Source organism: Stenotrophomonas sp. STEN033 (assembly GCF_056856655.1).
Window position 1 is genome coordinate 1 of sequence record NZ_JBXFWM010000064.1, and the last position, 21,856, is coordinate 21,856.

General features: G+C 64.4%; 20 protein-coding genes. 8 read left to right on the plus strand and 12 right to left on the minus strand.

Annotation, left to right across the window (positions count from 1 at the left end; all coding sequences use genetic code 11):
* Nucleotides 1-294: 294 nt before the first annotated feature.
* From AC1VXC_RS17195 to AC1VXC_RS17210, 4 genes are read right to left on the minus strand one after another with little or no spacing between them, the layout of a single operon-like run.
* Nucleotides 295-1,104, minus strand: a complete 810-nt coding sequence (locus tag AC1VXC_RS17195) for an N-formylglutamate amidohydrolase (RefSeq protein ID WP_481539971.1) — start codon at nt 1,102-1,104, stop codon at nt 295-297.
* The gene (locus AC1VXC_RS17200) at nt 1,085-1,636 is read right to left on the minus strand and encodes an NUDIX hydrolase (RefSeq protein ID WP_313174174.1); all 552 of its coding nucleotides are present in this window, start codon (nt 1,634-1,636) and stop codon (nt 1,085-1,087) included. Before AC1VXC_RS17200 ends, AC1VXC_RS17195 begins: the two co-directional genes overlap by 20 nt.
* Nucleotides 1,633-2,571, minus strand: a complete 939-nt coding sequence (locus tag AC1VXC_RS17205) for a 5'-3' exonuclease (RefSeq protein ID WP_481528411.1) — start codon at nt 2,569-2,571, stop codon at nt 1,633-1,635. The genes AC1VXC_RS17200 and AC1VXC_RS17205 overlap by 4 nt, the downstream gene beginning before the upstream one ends.
* A complete protein-coding gene (locus AC1VXC_RS17210; RefSeq protein WP_313174177.1) occupies nt 2,568-3,143 on the minus strand; it encodes a nitroreductase family protein in 576 nt (191 codons plus the stop codon). The genes AC1VXC_RS17205 and AC1VXC_RS17210 overlap by 4 nt, the downstream gene beginning before the upstream one ends.
* 311 nt (nt 3,144-3,454) lie before the next feature.
* Here AC1VXC_RS17210 and AC1VXC_RS17215 point away from each other — a divergent pair, with 311 nt between their 5' ends.
* The gene (locus AC1VXC_RS17215) at nt 3,455-5,764 is read left to right on the plus strand and encodes a DUF1631 domain-containing protein (protein WP_313174179.1); all 2,310 of its coding nucleotides are present in this window, start codon (nt 3,455-3,457) and stop codon (nt 5,762-5,764) included.
* A gap of 88 nt (nt 5,765-5,852) precedes the next feature.
* Nucleotides 5,853-6,956, plus strand: a complete 1,104-nt coding sequence (locus AC1VXC_RS17220; RefSeq protein WP_313174180.1) for an NAD(P) transhydrogenase subunit alpha — start codon at nt 5,853-5,855, stop codon at nt 6,954-6,956.
* A gap of 314 nt (nt 6,957-7,270) precedes the next feature.
* Here AC1VXC_RS17220 and AC1VXC_RS17225 read toward each other — a convergent pair whose 3' ends face one another.
* From AC1VXC_RS17225 to AC1VXC_RS17235, 3 genes are read right to left on the minus strand one after another with little or no spacing between them, the layout of a single operon-like run.
* Nucleotides 7,271-7,687 carry a DUF3106 domain-containing protein gene (locus tag AC1VXC_RS17225; protein ID WP_313174182.1) on the minus strand — a complete coding sequence of 139 codons (417 nt, stop codon included), beginning with the start codon at nt 7,685-7,687 and terminating at the stop codon, nt 7,271-7,273.
* A 2-nt stretch (nt 7,688-7,689) separates the two neighbouring features.
* Nucleotides 7,690-8,034, minus strand: coding sequence for a hypothetical protein (locus AC1VXC_RS17230; RefSeq protein WP_481539385.1), 345 nt, complete (start codon nt 8,032-8,034; stop codon nt 7,690-7,692).
* A gap of 5 nt (nt 8,035-8,039) precedes the next feature.
* Nucleotides 8,040-8,567 (minus strand): RNA polymerase sigma factor, encoded by a 528-nt coding sequence (locus AC1VXC_RS17235; RefSeq protein ID WP_313494293.1) that lies wholly within the window; start codon nt 8,565-8,567, stop codon nt 8,040-8,042.
* A gap of 165 nt (nt 8,568-8,732) precedes the next feature.
* On the opposite strand from AC1VXC_RS17235, the gene AC1VXC_RS17240 reads away from it, so the two are divergent.
* The 3 genes from AC1VXC_RS17240 to AC1VXC_RS17250 are packed head-to-tail and all read left to right on the plus strand — an operon-like array spanning nt 8,733 to nt 10,962.
* Nucleotides 8,733-9,035: an NAD(P) transhydrogenase subunit alpha part 2 gene (locus AC1VXC_RS17240; protein WP_282267096.1), complete on the plus strand. Its 303-nt coding sequence runs from the start codon at nt 8,733-8,735 to the stop codon at nt 9,033-9,035.
* On the plus strand, nt 9,032-9,529 hold the full coding sequence (locus AC1VXC_RS17245) for a hypothetical protein (protein ID WP_313494272.1): 498 nt from the start codon (nt 9,032-9,034) through the stop codon (nt 9,527-9,529). The genes AC1VXC_RS17240 and AC1VXC_RS17245 overlap by 4 nt, the downstream gene beginning before the upstream one ends.
* Nucleotides 9,526-10,962, plus strand: coding sequence for an NAD(P)(+) transhydrogenase (Re/Si-specific) subunit beta (locus tag AC1VXC_RS17250; protein WP_313174187.1), 1,437 nt, complete (start codon nt 9,526-9,528; stop codon nt 10,960-10,962). Before AC1VXC_RS17245 ends, AC1VXC_RS17250 begins: the two co-directional genes overlap by 4 nt.
* A 15-nt stretch (nt 10,963-10,977) precedes the next feature.
* Here the strand turns inward: AC1VXC_RS17250 and AC1VXC_RS17255 are convergent, their stop codons facing one another.
* Complete coding sequence (locus tag AC1VXC_RS17255) at nt 10,978-11,925, minus strand: helix-turn-helix domain-containing protein (protein ID WP_313494275.1); 948 nt, start codon at nt 11,923-11,925, stop codon at nt 10,978-10,980.
* A gap of 562 nt (nt 11,926-12,487) precedes the next feature.
* The gene (locus tag AC1VXC_RS17260) at nt 12,488-13,345 is read right to left on the minus strand and encodes a helix-turn-helix domain-containing protein (RefSeq protein WP_313174191.1); all 858 of its coding nucleotides are present in this window, start codon (nt 13,343-13,345) and stop codon (nt 12,488-12,490) included.
* Between the two features lie 461 nt (nt 13,346-13,806).
* Between AC1VXC_RS17260 and AC1VXC_RS17265 the strand changes: the two genes are divergently transcribed.
* Nucleotides 13,807-15,633 (plus strand): tetratricopeptide repeat-containing sulfotransferase family protein, encoded by a 1,827-nt coding sequence (locus AC1VXC_RS17265; protein ID WP_481539381.1) that lies wholly within the window; start codon nt 13,807-13,809, stop codon nt 15,631-15,633.
* Here the strand turns inward: AC1VXC_RS17265 and AC1VXC_RS17270 are convergent.
* The 3 genes from AC1VXC_RS17270 to AC1VXC_RS17280 form a co-directional block, all read right to left on the minus strand.
* Complete coding sequence (locus tag AC1VXC_RS17270) at nt 15,618-16,145, minus strand: 2OG-Fe(II) oxygenase (protein WP_313174194.1); 528 nt, start codon at nt 16,143-16,145, stop codon at nt 15,618-15,620. The genes AC1VXC_RS17265 and AC1VXC_RS17270 overlap by 16 nt on opposite strands.
* Before the next feature lie 109 nt (nt 16,146-16,254).
* Complete coding sequence (locus AC1VXC_RS17275; RefSeq protein WP_313174196.1) at nt 16,255-19,188, minus strand: TonB-dependent receptor domain-containing protein; 2,934 nt, start codon at nt 19,186-19,188, stop codon at nt 16,255-16,257.
* Between the two features lie 155 nt (nt 19,189-19,343).
* Nucleotides 19,344-19,766 (minus strand): hypothetical protein, encoded by a 423-nt coding sequence (locus AC1VXC_RS17280; protein ID WP_481539379.1) that lies wholly within the window; start codon nt 19,764-19,766, stop codon nt 19,344-19,346.
* Nucleotides 19,767-19,873: 107 nt separating this feature from the next.
* On the opposite strand from AC1VXC_RS17280, the gene sufT reads away from it, so the two are divergent.
* Both sufT and AC1VXC_RS17290 read left to right on the plus strand, forming a co-directional pair.
* The gene (gene sufT, locus AC1VXC_RS17285) at nt 19,874-20,425 is read left to right on the plus strand and encodes a putative Fe-S cluster assembly protein SufT (RefSeq protein ID WP_057628710.1); all 552 of its coding nucleotides are present in this window, start codon (nt 19,874-19,876) and stop codon (nt 20,423-20,425) included.
* Between the two features lie 98 nt (nt 20,426-20,523).
* Nucleotides 20,524-21,624 (plus strand): branched-chain amino acid aminotransferase, encoded by a 1,101-nt coding sequence (locus tag AC1VXC_RS17290; RefSeq protein WP_481539378.1) that lies wholly within the window; start codon nt 20,524-20,526, stop codon nt 21,622-21,624.
* Nucleotides 21,625-21,856: the final 232 nt, after the last annotated feature.

Here is a 21,856-nt window from a genome sequence, read left to right on the forward strand (position 1 = left end):
TCATCTGCCAGCTTCGCGGCGGACGCCGCTCCTGCAAATGGGTTCATCAGTAAAGCCCCTGCCGAGCATGGCTCGGCACTACATGCGACCTGCTTGATCAAAAAATCACCAGTGCCTGCAAAGGTCTGGTGTGCAAGGGTTGTGCGGCCTTATCCACAGCTTGTGTAACCGTCAGGGCACAGCCTGTGTGGACAACGCAATGCCCGCGTAGTGCCGAGCCTTGCTCGGCAGGGGACTTGCCGGTGTTACATCCGACAGTTCATCGGCTTCGCGGCTGACGCCGCTCCTACAAGGCTACTTCCAGGTGAGCAGTTCAGGCTGCAAGCTGCGGAATATCCGCTCCAGTCGCTCCGCCCAGGCCTGCTGCCCTGCCACATCGGCGATCAGGTCCTGGCGGATCTCCAGTTCCACATGCACCAGACCACGGCCTTCGCCATGCACCGGCACCGCATAGTCGCTGTTGCTGTTCACCGAATACGGTTGGTTGTCGCCGACCACCAGGTCGCCTTCCTCGCGCAAGGCCTGCAACAGCGCATGCGCGAAGCGCGTGTCCTGGTGATACAGCACGCCTGCATGCCATGGACGTTCCATGCCGGCCATCGCCGGGGTGAAGCTGTGCATCATCACCAGCAGTGTCGGCACAGCCGCATCGCGGCGACGGTCCAGCTCGGCGTCGATGCGTGCGTGGTAGGGCGCGTGGATCGCATCAATGCGCTGCTGGCGTTGCTGTGGATCAAGGCCGCGATTGCCGGGAACAACGGTGCCGTCGCTGACTTCAGGAATCAGCGTCGGCGACACCAGCGGCCGGTTGCAGTCGATCAACAGGCGCGAATAGGTCTGTTCGATGGCCCAGGCGTCCAGGCGCTTGGCCAGGGCGCGGGTGGTGCCGGCGATGCCGATATCCCAGCCGATGTGCCGGTCCAGTTCGGCCTGCGGCAAGCCCAGGTCCTGCAGCGCCTGCGGCACACGCTGGCCGGCATGATCGGCCAGCAGCAGGAACGGGGACACGCCGTGCGGGTTGTGCACGGTGTAAATCGCTGGATCATCGGCGCCGAGCAGCGCAGTGACGCCTTGCAAGCCGGAGTCAGCCACGCGGGCGCCCATCCAGATGGTGTTCGATCATCCACAGGCCGGCCCAGAGTTTTGCGTCCAGCTCATAGCCTTCGCCCATTTTCTCCACCAGCCAGGCTGCAGCGCGCTGACGCGGGATGCTGTGCACGGTGATGTCCTCGCTGGCATCGCCGCCGCCCTCGCCGACCTTGCGCAGGCCGGTGGCGCGCACGAAGGCGATCTTCTCGCTGCTGGCGCCGGAGGAGGTGGGGCCGATCATCAGCACTTCGGCATGGTCGGCGGTCCAGCCGGTTTCTTCTTCCAGCTCGCGCACGGCCGACACCTCGATGGATTCACCGGCATCGATATCGCCAACCAGCCCTGCCGGCATCTCGATGGTGCGCGCTTGCAGCGGCACGCGGAACTGCTCGACGAACAGCACCTCGTCATCGGGGGTGACCGCGATGATGATCGCGGCCAGCCCGCCGGCATGGGTGCGCTCGCTGTACTCCCAGGTGCCGCGCACCAGCATGCGCTGGTATTTGCCTTCGTAGACGACGCGGGGTTCAGCAGTGTTATGGCTCATGCGAACTCGTTGGCTGGAGTGGAAGGGGATTGCAGGCCGGCCGCAGTCATCAGTCGGCGCCGGGTCATCGGGCCAAACCGAAGCGCCTCGCACAGCCCGCCGAGCATGTCGCCGTCGCCATTGGCACGCACGAAGCCGCCGGCGGCGTTGTGCAGCGGTGCGTTCAAGGCAACCGTGGTCAGCTGGCGGAACAGCAAGGCCTGCTCACGCTGCTCGCGCAGCCGTACCGCCATGGTGGCGGCGCCGCGCAGGCGCAGGAACGGCACTTCATCGATGCGCTCGAGCAGGGCGTCCATGCTGCCGAAATGCGCCAGCAGCACAGCCGCTGACTTGGCCCCAATACCGGATACGCCAGGAATGTTGTCCACCGCGTCGCCGCTCAACGCAAGGTAGTCGGCGACCTGGTGGGCGTGCACGCCTTGCCGTGCCTTCACCCCGTCCGCGCCCCAGCGCTGGTTGCGGGCGTAGTCCCATTGTTCGTCGTGTTCCAGCAGCAGCTGCGACAGGTCCTTGTCGGCCGAGACGATGACCCCGCGCAGGCGGCCGCGGCTGGCATGCAGGGCGCTGCCGATCAGGTCGTCAGCCTCGTATTCGCGGTCGGCCAGTACTTCCAGGCCCAAGGCGGCGCACAGCGCCTTGCAATGGGCGAACTGGCGGCGCAGTTCCTCCGGGGCCGGATCACGGTTGGCCTTGTAGGCCGGATACAGCGCGTGGCGGAAACAGCTGTCCAGCGCTTCGTCGAAGGCCACGGCGATATGTTGTGGGCGCTCGCGTTCAAGCAGGTCGAGCAGGAAGCGGGCAAAACCGTGAACTGCGTTTACCGGCCAGCCCTGCGCATCCTGGAATTCGTCGGGAATCGAATGCCAGGCGCGGAAGACGTACAGGCTGGCGTCGATCAGGTAGAGCGGCTGCAGTGGGGCACTGCCGGCATTCATGGCTGCCAGTCCTGCAGCAGCATGGCCGGATCGGGGCGTTCGCGGTCGGGGACGGCAATCCTGGGGGTGCCGATATGGATGAAACCAACGATCTGCTCATTGTCGGCCAGGCCCAGGTGGCGGGCGACTTCCGGATCGCTGGCCATCCACGCGGTCAGCCATTGCGCCCCGAAACCGCAGCCCTGCGCGGCCTGCAGCAGGGCGAAGCACACGCAGCCGGCGGTGAGCAGCTGTTCCTGCGCGGGGACCTTGGGGTTGTCCTGCAAGCGGGCGATCACGGTAATGATCAGCGGTGCATGGGAGAAGCGCTGGCGGTCCTTTTCCACCGCGGCCTCGGCCGCATTGGGGTCGCGCTGGCGGCTGCGCCGGGCCAGAAACTCGCCCAGCGCATGGCGGGCTTCGCCCTGCAGGCGCAGGAACCGGAACGGCACCATCTTGCCGTGATCTGGGACGCGTACGGCCGATTGCAGCATGCGCAGCACGGTGGCCGGGTCCGGCGCCGGCTCGCCCAGTTGCAGGGAGGGCACCGAATGGCGCTGATCCAGCGCTTGCAGGAAGCAGTTGTCGGACATGGTTCACGGGAGCTGAGGCGGCCAGTGATTATAGACGTCGCCCATGTACCGGCCGTTTAGCGGGAGCCAGCGGCGGTTTTGTGCGCTGTGTCGTGTGGCCTGAACAAGCTACGGGTCGCTAATAATCGCTGACACGCTTAGCATGGCTGGTATTGCGGGGAAGGGCTCATGAGGTAGGAAGTGCGGACTGCATCACTGACCCTGTTCATCTTCTCCGCCTACCATGCGCGTGCGGTTTCGGGGGCCGTGTCTGCATTTCCCAATTTGTTTATCAGAAGACCAGCGCCTGTAAGGGTGTGGAGCCTTTGCGCATGATGTCCAATCCGCATCCCGCCGGTCAGCCCGGTCGTAACCAGAACCTGCTTGGCGTGGCCCGTGAGGCCGCCCTGCCAGTGCTGTCGCAGGCCTTTGCCAAGGTGCTGGCGGGCTTTGACGATGCCTTGTTCGATCGTGCCGAGACGGCGGGCCCCTCGCAGCTGGCGTTTCTGGACGGCATGCGTGAGCTGCGCCGCCGGCGTGATGAGATTTCCCGTCGGTTCGATGCCCACCTGCAACAGGCCTGGGCTGCGCTGGAAGCCGGCAGCCCACAGTCGGCAGAGAGCGTGCTGGCCGGGCAGGGCGACGGCGGTTTGAGCCTGGTCCCCGAACACATTCTTGAATCGCGCCTGGCCGTACGCAATTTTGCCACCGTGCTGCTGCGCGACTGGAAGCAGGTGTTGCTGCGCATCGATCACCGCCTGGCCTGGGTGGCGGGGGTGTCGACGCTGGATGCCGACACCAATCCGATCGGCCCGGAACACATCGGCGTGGCCGTGCACGAGGCGTTCTATACCTGCGACCTGGCCGCTGAAGTGCGGCTGGTGCTGTTCAAGTTGTGCGAACGCGAGTTCGCCGCCGGCATCGGCAAGCTGTACGAAGCCGTGGACGAGCGCCTGGCCCAGGCCGGTGTCGCCCCCGAGATCGCCGCGCCGCGCCGGCCCGGTCCGCAACGCTCGCCGGTCGAGCAGGTGTCGCAGGCTGCGCAGGAAGAAGAGGAAGGATTCGACCCGGGCCATGCGCCGATGTGGGCGCGGCGCTTTTCCGAGCGCTGGAACCAGCGCCGCGGCAGCATGGCCGGCCAGGCTGCCGCGCAGGCAGCGGCGGGTTTTGAGGCCGAACAGGCCTATGGCAGTTCGCAGAACATGGTGCTGGAGGCGCTGCACGAGCTGCTGGCGCAGAGTCGGCAGACCCGCGAAGGGGCGTCGGCGTCTGCGGCCGATGCCGCGCATGCCGGCGCCGGCCAGCAGCGCTCCTTGAACCAGCGCGAGATGATGTCGGTGTTGTCGCTGCTGCAGGCCACGCCCAGCGCAACCCTGCGCGCGGCGGTGGGCGAGGATGGCGAATCGCTGGCGCAGCGGCTCAAGAGTGAAGTGCTGTCCGGTGCCACGCGCCTCGGGGTGGACCCGCAACAGGCGCATCTGGACCCCCAGGACGAAGATGCGATCGACCTGGTCGGCATGCTGTTCGACGTGATGCTCGACGAACGTGACCTGGAAGGGCGTTCGCGCGAGCTGATCGGGCGTCTGGTCGTGCCCTTCGTCAAAGTCGCCATGCTCGACCGGCGCATGTTCGTGCAGAAGACCCATCCGGCGCGCAAGCTGCTCAACTCGCTGGCCGAGGCCTGCGAGGGCAATGCCGGGGAAAGCCAGGCCGAGCGCGCGCTGATGGGCAAGGTCGAGGAAATCATTGAAAGGCTGACCGCCGAGTTCAATGAGAACCTGGCGATCTTCCTCACCCTGGAAGAAGAGTTCCGCGACTTCCTGGCCCAGCACCGGCGGCGTATCGAGATCACCGAGCGGCGCGCAGCCGAGACCCAACGTGGCCAGGAGAAACTGGAAGTCGCCCGCAATCGCGCAAGCGCCGAGCTGGACAAGCGGGTTGCCGACGTCAGCCTGCCCAAGGCCATCGAAGACTTCCTGCGCCAGCCCTGGAATCACCATCTGACCCTTACCCTGCTGCGCGAAGGCGAGGAAGGTGAAGGTGTGGCTGAAGCGTTGAAGCTGGCCGACGATGTGCTGGAAGAAGTGGCTGAAGCACGCCGCCATATCGTCGGCAAGCCATGGCTGCAATCCAGCCAGCCCGGGCTGCGCAAGGTGTTTGCCAGTGTTGGCCTGCATGGCGACGGTGGCACCACCGCGATCGACGCCTTGCACGACACCCTGCAGTCCATCGCTGAACTGCGGCCGGAACTGGAGCGGGCCTTGCCGGAACTGCCGCAGGTGGCCTTGCCGACGCCGCCGGCGCCGGAAACCCCGGCCATCGAGTTCGGCAATGCGACCAAGGCCGAGGATTTCGACGACAGCGACGCCGAACGTTTCCGCAGGATGGAAATCGGCACCTGGCTGGATTTCATCGACAAGGACGGCAAGATGCAGGCCGGCAAGTTGTCCTGGGTGAGTCCGATTTCTTCGCGACTGCTGTTCGTCAACCGCCGCGGCATCCGTTTCTGCGTGGCCTCGCCGGAAGAACTGGCGGTGATGGTGCGGCTGGAACGTTTGCGTCCACATGTGGATGACGGCGCCTTCGACACCGCCATGCAGGGCGTGATCGATCGGCTGGAACCGCAGGGCGTAGCCAACTGATTGGCGGCCTGGCAGCCCTGGGGCTGCCGCACAGGGCACCGGCTTTGCTACGATCCGGCGGTTGATCCGCTGCGCATCGAGGACTGGAATGGCCGTAGATGTCTGGGTGTTGAAGGAAACCGCCGAAGGCGAGCGACGCGTTGCCGCCACGCCGGAAACGGTGAAGAAACTTGTTTCAGCCGGCGCGCAGGTACACCTGCAGGCCGGCGCAGGCGCGGCTGCGGGGTTCCCCGACCAGGCCTATGTGGATGCAGGGGCCCAGCTGGGTGACGCGCTGGAAGCTGCAGATCTGGTGTTATGCGTACAGGCCCCGTCCTTGCCGACCATTGCGCGCCTGAAGACGGCAGCGGTGCTGGTTGGCGGGGTGCAGCCCGAAGCCGATCCCGCGCGCGCGGCGGCGTTGCAGGCCCGCCAGTTGCAGACGTTTCCGTTGGAACGATTGCCACGTACCACGCGCGCACAGGCGATGGATGTGCTCAGTTCGCAGGCCGGCATGGCTGGCTACAAGGCAACCCTGATCGCCGCGCAGCTTGCGCCGCGTTTCTTCCCGATGTTGACCACTGCCGCCGGCACCATCCGCCCATCCAAGGTACTGATTGTCGGTGCCGGTGTTGCGGGCCTGCAGGCCGTTGCCACAGCCAAGCGCCTGGGCGCAGCGGTTGAAGGTTTCGATGTACGTCCTGAGACGCGTGAGCAGATCGAGTCGCTGGGTGGCAAGTTCCTGGACCTGGGCGTCAGCGCTGCCGGCGAGGGCGGCTATGCCCGGCAGCTGACCGACGCGGAGCGCGCTGAACAACAGCGACGCTTGGCCGAACACCTGAAAGGGGTGGACGTGGTGATCTGCACCGCTGCCGTGCCCGGCCGTCCGGCACCGAAGATCGTCACCGCGGCGATGGTGGCGGGTATGCGCCCAGGCAGTGTGATCGTCGATCTGGCTGCCGAGACTGGCGGCAACTGCGAGGCAACGCAGCCGGGGCAAACCATCGAGGTCGGCGGCGTGACGGTTGCTGGTCCGCTCAACCTGGCCAGCATGGGTGCGGTGCACGCCAGCGAAATGTTCGCGCGCAACGTCTACAACTTCGTGGCGCTGTTCCTGAAGGAAGGCAAGCTGTCGTTCGACTGGAACGATGAGTTGCTGGCCAAGACCGTGTGGCCGCAACGTCCAGCCGGCGGTGAAATCCCGCCGGTGTGAGCAGCAGCGCCAGGTGTGGAGCCGAGCCATGCTCGCCTGGAGCTTCGCTGATAGACCCTGTTGTGGGAACTGCGTAAGCCGCGATACCGAGGATCCATCGGGTGCGGGTGGCTCTCTGATTTCATTGAAGTCAGCTTCGCGGCTGACGCCGCTCCTAAAACGCTGATACGTCGCTGGGAAAGCCCCTGCCGAGCATGGCTCGGCACTACCGTACCGCTGTAGCCCCTCTCCTGCTTGCGGGAGAGGGGTTGGGGTGAGGGCGGCGTTTCGCTGGAAAGCCCCTGCCGAGCATGGCTCGGCACTACCAGATCAGGTCAGCGCGGTGGGCGCGGTGCCGGTGGATTGGCCTGTACCCATTGCCGGCGCTGTTCCACGCTCATCCTGTTCCACTGTTCGCGCAGTTGCTGGCGCTGCTCCTTGTCCATGCCGCGCATCTTGTCGAACAGTGCCTGCGCGTCGCGGCGCTGGTCCGGGGACATGTTCTCGAAACGGTGCATGCCGCGACGGGCCTGCTCGCGCTGCTGTGGGGTCATCTGCTGCCAGCTGCGGGCATGCTCGTAGCTGCGCTGGCGGCGTTCGGGGGAGGAGCTGTTCCAGCGATCACGCACCGGTGCGATCAGCGTCTCGCGCTGGGCTGGGGTGAGCTGGTCCCATTCGGGCAGCTGTTGCTGGGCGGCGGCCGGAGCGCTGGCGCAGGCCAGCAACAGCAGGTAAGGCAGCAAGGTCTTCATCATCATTCCATCGCCAGATTGTCGGAACCAAGCCACAAGTACAGCTCAGGGCTTTCGTCGAACAGCAAGGTGTCATCGCCAGTGTCGGTGTTCTGGCCAGCGACCACAGGGGCAACCGGTGGCTGCGCGCTGTGGTTGAACTGCATCGCTACCGGCACCGCCAGCAGCGCCGAGCAGGCGGTCGCCAGCCACCAGCGATGGCGGCGCCATACCGACGGCGTTTTCGTCATGCTGGCGTGCTGGCGGGCCTGCCGCAGCCGCGCCAGGGTGGCCGGGGACAATGCGGCATCGGCCTGCTGCTGCAGCTGCCGGGCCTGATGGTCGAATGCGTCGGGATGTGTGGGCAGGCGGTTCACCGCGAGGCCTCCAGTTGTTTCTGCAATGCGTCGCGCGCGCGCGACAGGTGGGTTTTTACCGAGCCTTCCGAGCAACCCATCGCCTTGGCGGTGGTGGCCACGTCCAGTTCCTGCAGCACGCGCAGGCTGAAGGCTTCGCGCTGGCGGGCTGGCAGCTGCCGCAGGGCGTGTACCAACTGCGTGTACGCGCGCTGCTGTTCATGTGTCTGTGCAGGGCCGGGGCCTTCGTCGGCCCAGTCGATGGTGCTGTCCTGGTCGTGGTCTTCCTGGGGCGCCCAGAACTTCAGGCGGAAGCTGCGGCGGCGCTGCAGGTCGATGATGCGCCGGCGCAGGATGCTCCAGAACAATGCCGTCCATTCCTCCGCGGGCCGCTCGCGGTAGCCCAGCATGCGTTCCATGGCGTCCTGGACCGCGTCCAGCGCATCGTCGCGCTGGCGCAGGCCGGCCTCGGCGAAACGGAACGCGCGCGGGCCGATACCCGCCAGGAACGCGTCCAGCGAGGCAGGTACAGCCGCAGGCGGCATCAGGGGGGGGCTGGTCACCAGCACAGGGTAACGTTCCGGTCGTGGGTGTGTCTGGGAGGGATAACGCGCGAGAGGCGAATCGGTTGACAACGCAACGGTCGCGCCGGCTTCGGCCACATGGTTATGATGCCGGACAGGCGCTTCCAGCCTCGGAGAGAGCAAACAATGAGCGACGGGTTCGTAGCGTTGTACATCTTCATGCTGGCAGCGATTGCCGGCCACGTGATCATCTCGCGGGTGCCGGTGATCCTGCACACCCCCTTGATGTCCGGTTCCAATTTCATCCATGGCATCGTGCTGATCGGTGCAATGGTGGTACTCGGCCATGCGGACACAACGCTTGAGAAGGTGATCGGCTTCATCGCCGTGGCCCTCGGGGCGGGCAACGCGGCCGGTGGCTATGTGGTGACCGAGCGCATGCTGGACATGTTCAAAAGCTCGAAGAAGCCGGAAGGGAAGGACAAGTGAGCCTCCCCATCGGTATCGCCGGCCGCCCCGCGGTCAATGCACGGCAGGTTTTCCAGTGGCTCAGCTACCTGCAGTATCCGGCCTTGCTGGTGGCGTTCGCCTATGCGGCGCGGCCACTGTTCAATGGCATGGCGGGCGCGCTTGATGCCTATAACAGTGCACTGTTGTATGCAGGCGTGGGCGTAGGCATGTCCTCGTTGCAGGATCCGGCCAAGACCCAGAACAGGATGTCGAAGAAAGTCTGGGAGGACCCGCGCAAGGGAGGCCTGATGCTGTGGCTGATCAGTGCGCAGGCCCTGCTGCCGATCCTGCTCGGATTGTTGGGCGCGGCCCTGGCCCCCACCACCGCATTGTCGCAGCTGGCACTGGGCATGGTGGCGTTCGGCTTGGGCATGATCGGGTTGCTGAAAACCGCCATTGAAATGCGCGAGCACCATCGCCTCGACAAGCAGTCTCCTCGCCCTGTAGACACGGCTCTGGAGGCCGGTGCATGAGCATATCGATCCTGGTCAATACGAGTTATCTGGTCGCTGCCACGCTGTTCCTGCTGGGCCTGCAGCGCATGGCCTCGCCCAGGACCGCGCGCAGCGGCATCCAATGGGCCGGTGCCGGCATGTTGATCGCCACCGCTGCCACATTCTTCCTGCCGGGTCTGCACAACATCGCATTGATCGCCGTGGCCCTGGTGCTGGGCACGGGCCTGGCCTGGGTGTCGGCCAAGAAAGTGGCCATCACCGACATGCCGCAGATGGTCGCCTTGTACAACGGCATGGGCGGTGGCTCGGCCGCGGCCATCGGCGCGGTGGAACTGCTGCGTTTTTCCGATCTTGCCAACCGCGATACCAATCATTGGAGCGCGCAGGCCATCGCCGACCTGGCGGCACGGTTGCCGTCCAATACGGTGCTGGCGTTGGCGGTAATCGGTTCGGCGATCGGCGCGGTGTCGTTGTCCGGTTCGGTCATTGCCTGGGCCAAGCTGGATGGACGCCTGGACAAGCGTGTCACCTTCCCCGGGCAACAAGCCTTCAACCTGCTGGTCGCGTTGGCGATGGTGGTGCTGGGAGTATGGGCGGCGGTGAGCCTGCAGCCTTTGGCCATCATCGGTTTCTTCGTGGTGGCGTTGGCATTGGGTGTGCTGATGACATTGCCGATCGGCGGCGCCGACATGCCGGTGGTCATCTCGCTGTACAACGCCTTCACCGGCCTGGCAGTGGCGTTTGAAGGTTACGTGCTCGGCAACGAGGCCTTGATCATCGCCGGCATGATGGTCGGTGCGGCCGGTATCCTGCTGACCCGCTTGATGGCCAAGGCGATGAACCGGCCGATCAGCGGCGTGCTGTTCTCCAACTTCGGCGGCGGCGGGCAGGGGGCGGAGATCAGCGGTACGCAGAAGCCGATCGAAGCCTCCGACGTGGCCGCGATGATGGCTTTCGCCGAACGTGTGGTGATCGTGCCCGGTTACGGCATGGCGGTAGCGCAGGCCCAGCACAAGATATGGGAACTGGCGCAGCGCCTGATCGAACGCGGGGTCAAGGTGAAGTTCGCGATCCATCCGGTGGCCGGGCGCATGCCCGGGCATATGAACGTGCTGCTGGCCGAGGCGGGCGTGCCGTACGACTTGATCGCCGACATGGACGATATCAATCCGGAGTTCGCGACCACCGATGTGTCGTTGGTGATCGGTGCGAACGACGTGGTCAACCCGGTGGCCAGAACCGATCCAAGCAGCCCGATCTACGGCATGCCGATCCTGGATGTGGTCAATTCAAGGAATACCATCGTCATCAAGCGCGGCAAGGGAACCGGCTTTGCCGGTATCGAGAATGCGCTGTTCTATGCCGACAACACCCGCATGTTGTACGGCGATGGTGCCGAGGCGGCGAGTGCACTTGTCAGTGAACTGAAGGCGCTGGACGGCGGGCACTGAGGTCTGCGGTGGTGGTCAGGAGGCCACCGCCCATTCGCGCACTGTGGATTCAGCCGTGGTGTTGCCCGCCGGCAGCAGCATCGGTGCGGCCAGGGCGCGGTCCTGCACTGGCTGGCCGCGCCTTGCGGCGGTGGTAGTGCAGCCGAAGGCATGCTTGAACGCGCGGCAGAATGCGCTTTCACTTTCGAAACCCAGGGATTCGGCGATTTCGCACACTGACAGATCGGTGTTGCACACCAACTCCAGCGCGCGTTTGTTGCGCAGGCGCGCGGCATGCTCGCTCGGGGTCTCGCCAAAGACCTCGCGGTAGATGCGGATCAAGTGGGTAGGTGAGTAGTTGGCGGCCGCTGCCAGGCTGACCAGGTCAAGACGGGTTTCGATGGTGCAGCGGATCAGGTGCTGCACCCGCAACAGGCGCAGCAGCGTCTGATGACGGCGCATCAGTGTGCGACCGCTGCAGCGCTCAAGCTGGATCTGCAAGGGCTGCTGACGTTCGATCAGGGCATCGCGCAGCAAGCCCAACCGGTAGGCGGCGTCGGTCGAATCCGGGTTCAGCTCCAGGTTGCCGGAGCGGTACAGGCGCAGCATGGCGCGCGCCAGATCGGGGTCACAGCGCAGCTCACGGGGGATGAGGCAGTTGATGATGGCGGCGGTGGATTTGGGCGGCTTCTGCCAGAGCGCAGCCGGTGCGGTGACGCATAGCCACCAGCTCTGCTCGCGGCTGCCATGGCGCAGGTTGCCATCCATCCACAGCTGCAACTGGCGTGCGGGCAGTTGCCAGGGCAGGTCGCCGTTGCTCAGCTCCAGGCGGCCGCTGAGTACCAGCGTAGCGCTTATCCAACCGGCTGGAATCGACAGGCGGCAGCCTTTGCCATATGCGCTGATGGCATGGATACAGTCAGGCCGTAGCAGGGGGGGCTCGATCGAGCGCGCGCCCTGAAGTGAATGATGTCGGATTCCCACTGCGGCTACCCCCATGTCTGTGTGAACGGACGACGACGGCGAGGTGTCTGCTCTGACAACGCGTGGTGTAACCGCGATGTCTCCGGTCGTCGGCTGGGCTTTTGTGAAGCCCTACTCACTTCAGACGCAACGCAATGCTGATCACCTCACCTGTACAGAGAAAAAGTGCGCTGCTGTGCTGTGCCATTGCGGACTCCGGTACATGCGGGCGGATGCGGGGGCGCGGCAGACATCCACGGCATTTTGGCGGGTACGGGACGAAGACGATTGGCGGATCGGTGGTTTCCGGGAACGCGGCGTTCCCTCCGGCATGGCGCATTCCGCTGCAGCCCACCCTTGATCCATGCCCTATCTGTTTGGACCGAGGGTGAACCTTGTGGCGACAGCGCGCGTTGGCGCGGCATCGTGATCGGGTCGGGTGAGGTACTGGGCGCTGCACGGCACGGCAGGTGTCAATGCGCAGGCACCGCGGGCACGGCAGCAAGGGGGCGGCGACACGGTCTGGCTTGGTCGCACGGGGTGAACCGCAGCGGAGAGTTGCCAGCAACGTCCCCCAGATTGTTTACGAGGTCGCGAGCTCGGCCTGATTGCCGTGTTCAGGCGTGGCAACACTCATGTCGATGCAGGTGCGATTGGCGCCGCCGCTTCGACGCGCCTGGCTGGCGGTGCAGGCGTAGGTTTGCTTGAAAGCGCGGCAGAAGGCGCTTTCGGTCTCGAAGCCCAGCGCGTCCGCAATTTCGCAGATGGAGAGTTCGGTGGTGCAGACCAGGTCCCAGGCCCGCTGCAGGCGCAGGCGGGTTGCATATTCAAACGGGGTTTCGTCAAAGACTTCGCGATAGATGCGGATCAGATGCGGGGGGGAATAATTGGCGATCGCCGCCAGCCGATTGAGGTCCAGACGTGCATCCACATTGCAGCGGATCAGGTGTTGCACGCGTAACAAGCGCAACATGGTCTGGTGTCGCCGCAGTGCGGTGCGACCGCTGCAGCGGTTGAGTTGGCCATGCAGTGATTGCTGGCGCTCCAGCAGCATGTCGCGCAGCACGAGCATGCCATCCTGGACAGCGGACGTATCGCGGCTGTTGCTGAAGCAGCGCTTTCGCGCCAGGTGCAATACCGCGCGTGCCACTTCCTTGTCGCAGCTTATTTCGCGTGGAATGAGATGGTTGCTCGACGTTGGCGGGCGCGGCAATCGTTCCCACAGCGCAGCGGGTGCGGTGATGCACAGCCACCAGGCATGACTGCGGTTGGACAGGCGCAGTTCGCCTTCCAGCCACAACTGCAGGTGATGGGCAGCAAGTTGCCAGGGGGCATCACCACTGCCTATCTCCAACAATCCGGTCAACACCAAGGTGACGCTTACCCAGCCGGCGGGAATCAGCAGGCGGGCGCCCCTGCCGTAGCCGGTCGTGGCGTGCACGCTTCCAGCCGGCTGGCTGGACAGATCCAGGGCCTGGGACGCGTGCAGGGAGTGGTGTTGGATTCTCACCTCGTCTTCACAACCCTGTTGTTCGGAATGAAAGGGGTTCGAGAATTTCGCTTGTGCCGCTGTACCCGCGTTGGCGAGCAGAACATCGCATGGCCATTGGGATCTGGCAACGGGAATGAAAATTTCAGAATGCCGCGGGCCGTTCCTGCCGTGGCGAAAAAAAACCCGGCAGCTGCCGGGTAGGTTCGGGGCTGACCGTCGTGCCCATTGATGTTGGGCTGAGTAGGGTCTGACCTGTGCAGAGAGAAGAGTGACTTACCAAGTCCCCGAACAGAACCTATGCTGCGTGCTGGCACACGGCGAAAGACATGCGCGCGTTTGCGCTTGGATTGTCAAAAATTAAGATTTCGCCGCTATGCGGAAAGGTTCAGTTGTAACCATCGGGGGCTTTGATGCAGCTTGAGCTGGAACGCGCGCTGGAGGATCTGCAGCAGGGCCGCCACGATGCGGCGGAAACGGCGATGCGCCGTCTGCTCGCCGCAACGCCCGGTTTCGCGGCGGGGATGGAGGTGCTGGCGCTGGCCTTGGCCGCACAGGGACGGGTGCAGGATGCGCGTGACTGGCTTTCACGGGCCGCCGAGTTGCAGCCGGATTCGCTGAGCGTGTGGATGAATCTGGGCAACGTCTGTCTTGAAGATGCCGATGCGGCTGCCGCAGGCACGGCGTTTGAACGCGCCCGTGCGCTGGGTGCGGAGGATGTGGCGTGGCTGCTCGGCTATGGGTTGGCGCTGCTGGGACAGGCACGCTTTGCCGACGCCAATGGATGCCTGGCGACTGCCCTGGCAAGGGAGCCGGGGGCGATTGACGTGCGCTTGGCGTATGCACAGAGCCTGGCGGAGATGGAACGGTTCGAGGAACTTGCAGCCTGTCTCGCCGGCGTGGAGGAGGCGTCGCTGGACCACGGCGAGCGCCGTGCCTTGGCTTGGTTGTTGGCGCAGGCCGGCAGTGACGCTGCCGCGCAGCAGCTGTACCGGCAACTGATCACCGAAGCCCCGGATGCCATCGAGCCGCGGATTCAATTCGCCCTGTTGCTGGAGCGCCTGAACCGGCTGGACGAGGCGGCTGAGGTATTGCGCGGGATTGATCCGCGCGCTGAGCACGGCAGCTCGGGAATGTATGAATTGGCCATGGCGCGCGTGATGCGTCGGCAGCAGCAGCCACAGGTAGCCATCCAGCATGCCGAACAGGCGCTGCTGCAGGAGGTTGCGCCAGCGATGCAGGCGCAGCTGCAGTTCGAGCTGGCGCGCAACCATGACCAGCTCGGGCAGGTCGACCACGCGATGCAGGCCTTGGCATCGGCGCATGCAGCGGCGGTGACAGCATTCGAACAGCGCTTGCCTGCAGGCCGCATGCCGCCGGTACTGGACTGGTTGCAACAGCGTTTGTTGCAGACCGCGCCCCAGGCGTGGGCGCAGGCCTTGCCGGATGCTCCTGCCCGGCCCAGCGATCCGGTGTTCCTGGTGGGATTCCCGCGCTCGGGAACGACGTTGCTGGAACGGATACTGGACGTGCATCCGGGTCTGGAGGTGCTGGATGAGCGGCCGGCGCTGGAGGTGGTGATCGAACAACTGCGCAGCGCGCCCACGTGGCGCGACGATGACCTGGGGGCCGCTCTGGATGCGCTGTCGCCGGCGGCGCTTGCTGCGGCCAGGCAACGCTACTGGAACGAGGTCAGGCGACACCTGCCGCTGCAAGGTCGGCTGGTGGACAAGTACCCGCTGACCATGACGCGCTTGCCCTATGTGGCGCGTTTGTTCCCGCAGGCGGACTGGCTGTTGCTGCTGCGCCATCCCTGCGACTGTGTACTGAGTTGCTATATGCAGGCGTTTGGAATCAATGGCGGCGCCTTGGCGTTCACTTCGCTGGAGTCCACTGCACGCACTTATGCGGCGATCATGCACTGGTGGCACGAGCAACGCGAACGGGTGCCTGCGCGCGTGCACGTGCTGCGCTATGAGGACCTGGTGGACGATCTTCCTGCGGTGCTCTCCACCTTGATGGCGTTCCTGGCACTGCCTGCGCAGGAACAGCAGCTTTCCTTCGCCAACCACGCAAGCGCACGAGCGCGTCGCATCAACACGCCCAGCTACTCGCAGGTGGTACAGCCGCTCAACGCCTCGGCAGTAGGTCGGTGGCGCAGCTATCGCGCCCATTTCAGCGATGAAACCCTGGCCATTCTTGCGCCGTGGGTAGTGCGTTACGGCTATACGCTCGACTGACGCTGGGGAAACCTGAGGTAGGTGGAGAGGATGTACTTGTCCTGCGCGGGGGATGGCTTGCCCTGATGGGCGTACATCCAGTACGGGGGGAACATGAGCAGTCTTCCGGTGCGCGGTGCCACGCCGGTATGCAGGCCGGGAAACCAGGTTTCACCACCGGCTTCCACGTCATTGAGGTACCACAGGAAGACCAGGTAGCGGTCGCAGACCTCATTGATCGAATCGAAGTGGGTCTGGAACTTTTCCTCGCTGCCGGCGCGGTAGCGCTTGAGGATCAGGGGGCTGAGCAGCGGACTGTCGGGCACCGCGATTGGCAGGCCGACATCGGCGTTGTATCGCTGCAGGGCGTTGCTGATCAGCTGGCGGAAGTAGGTGAGGAATCCCGCATCGGAAAGGCGGCTCACATCCAGTTCGGTCCAGGCGCTGTCGTCCAGGCCCGGGCGTACCCCGCGGCCGTTGCGTTGCTGGAAACGGGACAGCGAGTTGAAGGAGGCGATCAGTTTGCCGCACATTTCGGCCGGCAAACTGTGGTCGTAGGTGCGGATGTAATGACGCAGGTCCGCACCCTGATCCTCCGCCGCGGCATCGGCCGCGGCGGAGGGTGCTGCTGCTGTTGCTGGCTCAGAAGCGGGCAGTCCAGCGCATCCAGTAGAAACGGCCGATTGCATCGTAGGTCCGCATATCCGTCGAGGCGTTGAAGCCAGAATAGATCAACGGCGGCTGGCGGTCAGTAAGGTTGCGCACGCCGATCTGGATGGAGCTGTTCTTCAGGTCCTCGAAGCGGTAGCCGATCTGCAGGTCGGTCTGGGTGAAGGACGGAACCCGACGCTTGGCGACATAGCCCGGCTCGGTGACATCGGCTACGTCAGGTGCTTCGTACACGTGGTGCACGTAGCGGGTGGTCAGGCTGGCGCTGAGGTTGCCACGCGACCAGGTCAGGTCGTTGAGTGCGCGCCAGCGGGCCATGTTGCCGAAGCCCGACGAGGCGTTGTCGACGAAAGTGCCTGCAAGGCCGGTGCTCTCCGGAATGCCCGGGAAGGCACCGACGTTGCTGCTCGGGTCACCGGCCAGCAGCTGCACGTCGTACTGGGCCAGATAGGTGGTGTCCAGGTTCCAGCTGAACTTGCCCCATGCGCCTTCCGGGAAGACGTAGCGGAAACCGAGGTCCATACCTGCAGTTTTCAACGTACCGAAGTTGCCGGTGATGTTGGTCATCTGCGCAACGTCACCCGCGCTGTCGCGGACGAAGGTGTCACAGAAGCGACCAAAGTTGAAACACTGGTTCAGCAGTACGTTCTCGGGCAGGTTGGTGATGAACTTGTCCAGATTCACGCGCCAGTAGTCGGCGGTGACACTGAAGCCCTCCAGCCAGCTCGGGCTGTAGACGAAGCCGTAGGTGAACACGTCGCCTTCTTCCGGCACCAGCGCGGAGTTGGCAACCTGGAATGAGGTCACCTGGTTGTTGCTCTGGCGGAAGGAACCGTCGGTTGGGACGCCTGCGCAGGCGGTGGGATTGCCACCGGTGTAACCGTTGCAGGGATCGGTGTAGGTGCTGGCGCTGGGCACTGTGGGCGAGTAGAGGTCACCGATGGTGGGTGCGCGGAAGACATCCGCATAGGTGGCGCGAACCAGCAGGTCAGCGAACGGTTTCCACTCCATGCCGATCTTGGAGTTGGTGGTGCCGCCGAAGTTGGAGTAGTCCGAATAACGTGTACCCAACGAGAAGTTCAGCTTCTCGGCGAATGGCATATCGGACAGCACCGGGATCAGCGCCTCGGCATAGATTTCATTGACGTCGAACTTGCCCGAGATGTCGCCGAAGGTACAGGCTTCCTGGGTGATTTTGCAGACCGTGTCCCCTGGCGGGATGATGGTCAGGAAGTCGCTGCTGGAGCTGGCTGATTCTTCGCGGCGTTCCACGCCCACCGCCAGTGATACGGCACCGGCCGGCAGCTGGAACAGATCGCCGGTGACGTTGGCGTTGAAGACCTTCAGATCGTTCTCGTTGCTGCTGTGGATGGTCGGGTTGATCAGCTCAAGCGCGGCCAGCTGTGCCTGGCCCACCGCGGTGCTCGGGTCAGGTGCCGGGCCCATGAAGTTGACCGGGAGGCAGCCGGCGATGGCGGTCGCTGCATTGCCCGGCGTACGTACGCAGATGGGGTTGCCACTGACCGGGTCGATCATCGATGGGCCCAGTGCATCGGTCAGACCAGGGCTGTACAGATAGCCGCGCACGGCGGATGTCTGTGGCGTGCGGCCGTAACCGTAGGAGGCGTCCCACGACCAGCTGCTGTCACCGAATGCGCCGCGCAGGCCTGCGGTGATCTGGTAGGTCTCGGTTTCGAAGCGGGTGGTGCGGGTGGGGATGAAGTCGCGCAGACGCAGGCGCGCATCGGTGATGTCCACGCCAAAGGGGTTGTAGATGCTGTCTTTGCTGATCGGCACGTTGTCCACTGCTGCACGGCCATCGAAGGGCAGCGGTGCGATGAAGAACGAGGACTCGGTGCGCAGCCAGGAGCCGAGCAGGAAGCCTTCGATGTTGTCGGTGAGCTGGTAGTTGCCACTCATGAACAACGAGGTGCGTTCCTGCGGGGTCAGGTTGAGGTTGCCGTCGGCCTGGAAGTTATAGACGTCCGTGTTCGGATTGAAGCAGCGGAAATCCGATGTCGAAGAGCCCGGGCGGCCGTCTATACGGGTGAGGGTGACGTTTGCGCCGCTGCCGCAATTGGGATCGGTCAGATCCACGCCGGTTGCCGACGCACGTGGCACCACGTAACGACCGGTCAGGATGCGGCTGGTGCCGCCGATGCCCTTTTCGCCTGCATACAGCTGGTAGGGCTGGCTGGAGTAACTGCGGTCAGCGGCACTGACCTGGTCTTCCTTGTCGTAGCTGGCGCCCAGCATCAGGCGACCTTTCTCTCCGTGCAGGCCGAAGGTGGCGTCGAAGCGCTGAGTGTCAGCGTCGCCGCGCGAGGAAGTGCCATAGAACGCGCTGGCTTCCAGACCTTCGAAATCCTTGCGCAGGATGAAGTTGACTACGCCGCCGATGGCATCGGAACCGTAGATGGCGGAGGCGCCATCCTTCAGGACTTCAACGCGCTCGATCAGTGCCATCGGGATGGAGTTCACGTCCACCGCACCATTGGCGTTGGAGATGGTGCCGATCCAGCGCTTGCCGTCGACCAGCACCAGCGAGCGGTTCACGCCCAGGCCGCGCAGGTCGACCGTGGCCGCACCCGCGCCGCCGCCATTGTTGACCTGCGGGTTGGTGGCGGCACCGGCGATGGCCGGAGTGCGCTGCAGGAACTCGCCGACAGTGGCAGCGCCTGAGCTCTCAATGTTCTGCCGGTCAATGGTGAAAACCGGGCTGGAGGTTTCCAGGTCGGCGCGCTTGATGCGTGAGCCGGTGACCTGGATGCGGTCCAGATTGGTGGCTTCTTCCTTGGGGGCAGCGTCCTGGGCGAGCGCGCTGCCGGCGGCGCCCAGGGCGAGCGCGGCGGTCGAAATGGGTAACAGGGCGAGACGAACGGCGTGGCTGAGTGGCTGGATACTCACGTATGACTCTCCGCGGAGTGGTGCGAGGGAGTCATGAAATTACGAATTTTTAACTGGTCCTAATGTGCAGACCATGGCTGGGGAAATGTGCAAAAACTGACATTTTGTTTCATGCCGCGATGAATTCTCACACTGACGCTGCGATCAAGCGAGATTCAACGCCCCAGGCGCCAGCCCACCAGCAGGGCGATGCACAGCCAGATCAGTTCCCCCAGGCCGTTGGCCAATGACAGCAGGGTCCAGGCGAAATGCGGGCCCATGCGCAGGGCGGATTCCCATGGGGTCAAGCCCATCGGTCCGCCGACATAGGCGGCGGCGATGAGCCAGTTGGCCGCCACCGCGATCAGCACGGTGGCCAGGAGGGTCACCGCAACGCGCGCCGGGCCGGCCCGGAAGGTGCCGAGGCGCAGCATCCACGCCGCCTCCAGCGCGGCCAGTATCGCCATCCAGCCGGCCTGGGTGCCGGTGCTCAGGGCAACCAGCAGCCAGGCGATGGTGAGGGTGATGCTTCCCAACAACAGTAAAACGGGCCAGAGCCAGTGGCGGGTAGGGCTGGCCGAGGTGGAAACAGGCGACATGGGCATTCCCGAACAGATTCCGCAGCATAGCGTTTCAGCGGCGAGTGCGCCCAGTCGGATAAAATGGGGCCATTGCGGGTAGCCACCGCGTCCCCATATCCATCTACATGTATTCCCGTAGCAGTGAACCTGTCCATTTTGAGCGCGATTGCCCGGCCGTGATGGTGCCGCAGGGCGATAGCGTGACCTTGCCGGCCGGCAGTTATGGCTATATCACCCAGGCACTGGGTGGCAGCTATACGGTATTTGTCGAAGGCAACCTGTTCCGTATCGCCGGCAAGGACGGTGACGCCATCGGCAAGGAGCCGCCACCGGGCTTGGAACTGCCCGATGATGCCGGCGACGAGGATGTGGAGAAGCTGGTCTGGCAACAGCTCCGCACCTGCTTTGATCCGGAAATCCCGTTCAACATCGTCGATCTTGGGCTTATCTACGAAGTGGATATCAAGCATCTGGACGATGGCCAGCGCGAGGTCGACGTCAAGATGACCTTGACCGCGCCGGGCTGTGGCATGGGCGAGATCCTGGTCGATGACGTGCGCAGCAAGCTGGAGATGATCCCGACCGTGGCCCAGGCCGACGTCGACCTGGTGTTCGACCCGCCGTGGGGACGTCACATGATGTCCGAGGCGGCGCGCCTGGAAACTGGCATGCTGTAAGCCCGCGCCGGCGGCTGCCGGTGACGGTTTGTGCTGCACCCCCGCTGCCAGCGTGGCATCGGGGCTGTCCCATCCCGCAATCTGGAAGGAATTATCCGGTGTCCCAGTCTTCGTTGAGCTTCGATGTCACCCGTTCGGATCATCCGCGTAGCGCCGAGGAGCGCGCCAAAATCCTGGAAAAGCCGGGCTTTGGTCTGCACTTCACCGACCACATGGTGGCCGTACGTTGGGACAAGGACACCGGCTGGCACGATGCGGCGGTAACGCCGTACGGCCCGATTTCGCTGGATCCGGCTGCCGCCGTGCTGCATTACGGCCAGGAAATCTTCGAAGGCATCAAGGCCTACCGTCACGCTGATGGCTCGGTGTGGACCTTCCGTCCGCAGGCCAACGCCGCCCGCCTGCAGCGTTCGGCGCGCCGCCTGGTGCTGCCGGAACTGCCGGCCGAGATCTTCGTCGAGTCGCTCAAGCAGCTGGTCGCGCTGGACAAGGACTGGGTCTCCGATGCCGATGAAGCCAGCCTGTACTTCCGCCCGTTCATGATCGGCGACGAGGCCTTCCTCGGCGTGCGCGGCGCGCAGAAGGCGACCTATTACGTCATCGCCAGCCCGGCTGGCCCGTACTTCGCCAAGGGCGTTGCGCCGGTGGCGATCTGGTTGTCCACCGATTACGCGCGCGCTGCCAAGGGTGGCACCGGTGCTGCCAAGTGCGGCGGCAACTACGCAGCCTCGCTGCTGCCGCAGCAGCAGGCGCAGGCGCAGGGCTGCTCGCAGGTGCTGTTCCTGGATCCGGTCGAGGGCAAGTACCTGGAAGAACTGGGCGGCATGAATGTGTTCCTGGTTTACGGCAAGGAAAACAAGCTGGTCACCCCGGCGCTGTCGGGCAGCATCCTGGAAGGCATCACCCGCGAATCGCTGCTGCAGCTGGCCCGCGACCGCAGCATGACCGTGGAAGAGCGCCAGGTCACCATCGACGAGTGGAAGCAGGGCGTGAGCTCGGGCGAGATCACCGAAGTGTTTGCCTGCGGCACCGCGGCAGTGATCACCCCGATCGGCCAGCTCAAGGGCGAAGGCTTCTCGGTGGGCGACATCAATGCACCGGCCGGTGAAGTGACCATGTCGCTGCGCAAGGAACTGACCGACATCCAGTACGGCCGTCAGCCTGACCGCCACGGCTGGCTGGTGCGTCTGGACGCCTGAGCCTCCGAGTCAGGCAAGTGAAGAAGCCCGCTGCGGCACATTCGCAGCGGGCTTTTCTTTGTCCGGACACCCAGGGGCGCAGCCCAGCAGTACCAAGCAATAATAAAATATTCTTTACGAATCACTCACTTGCGTAAACGTGACGGAGCAACGGTTTCTGTTGTAACCCTCTTGTCATTGGTTCAGCCGCCATTTACTGTCCGCCCACGAATCGGTAACAGGGGACTGGTTC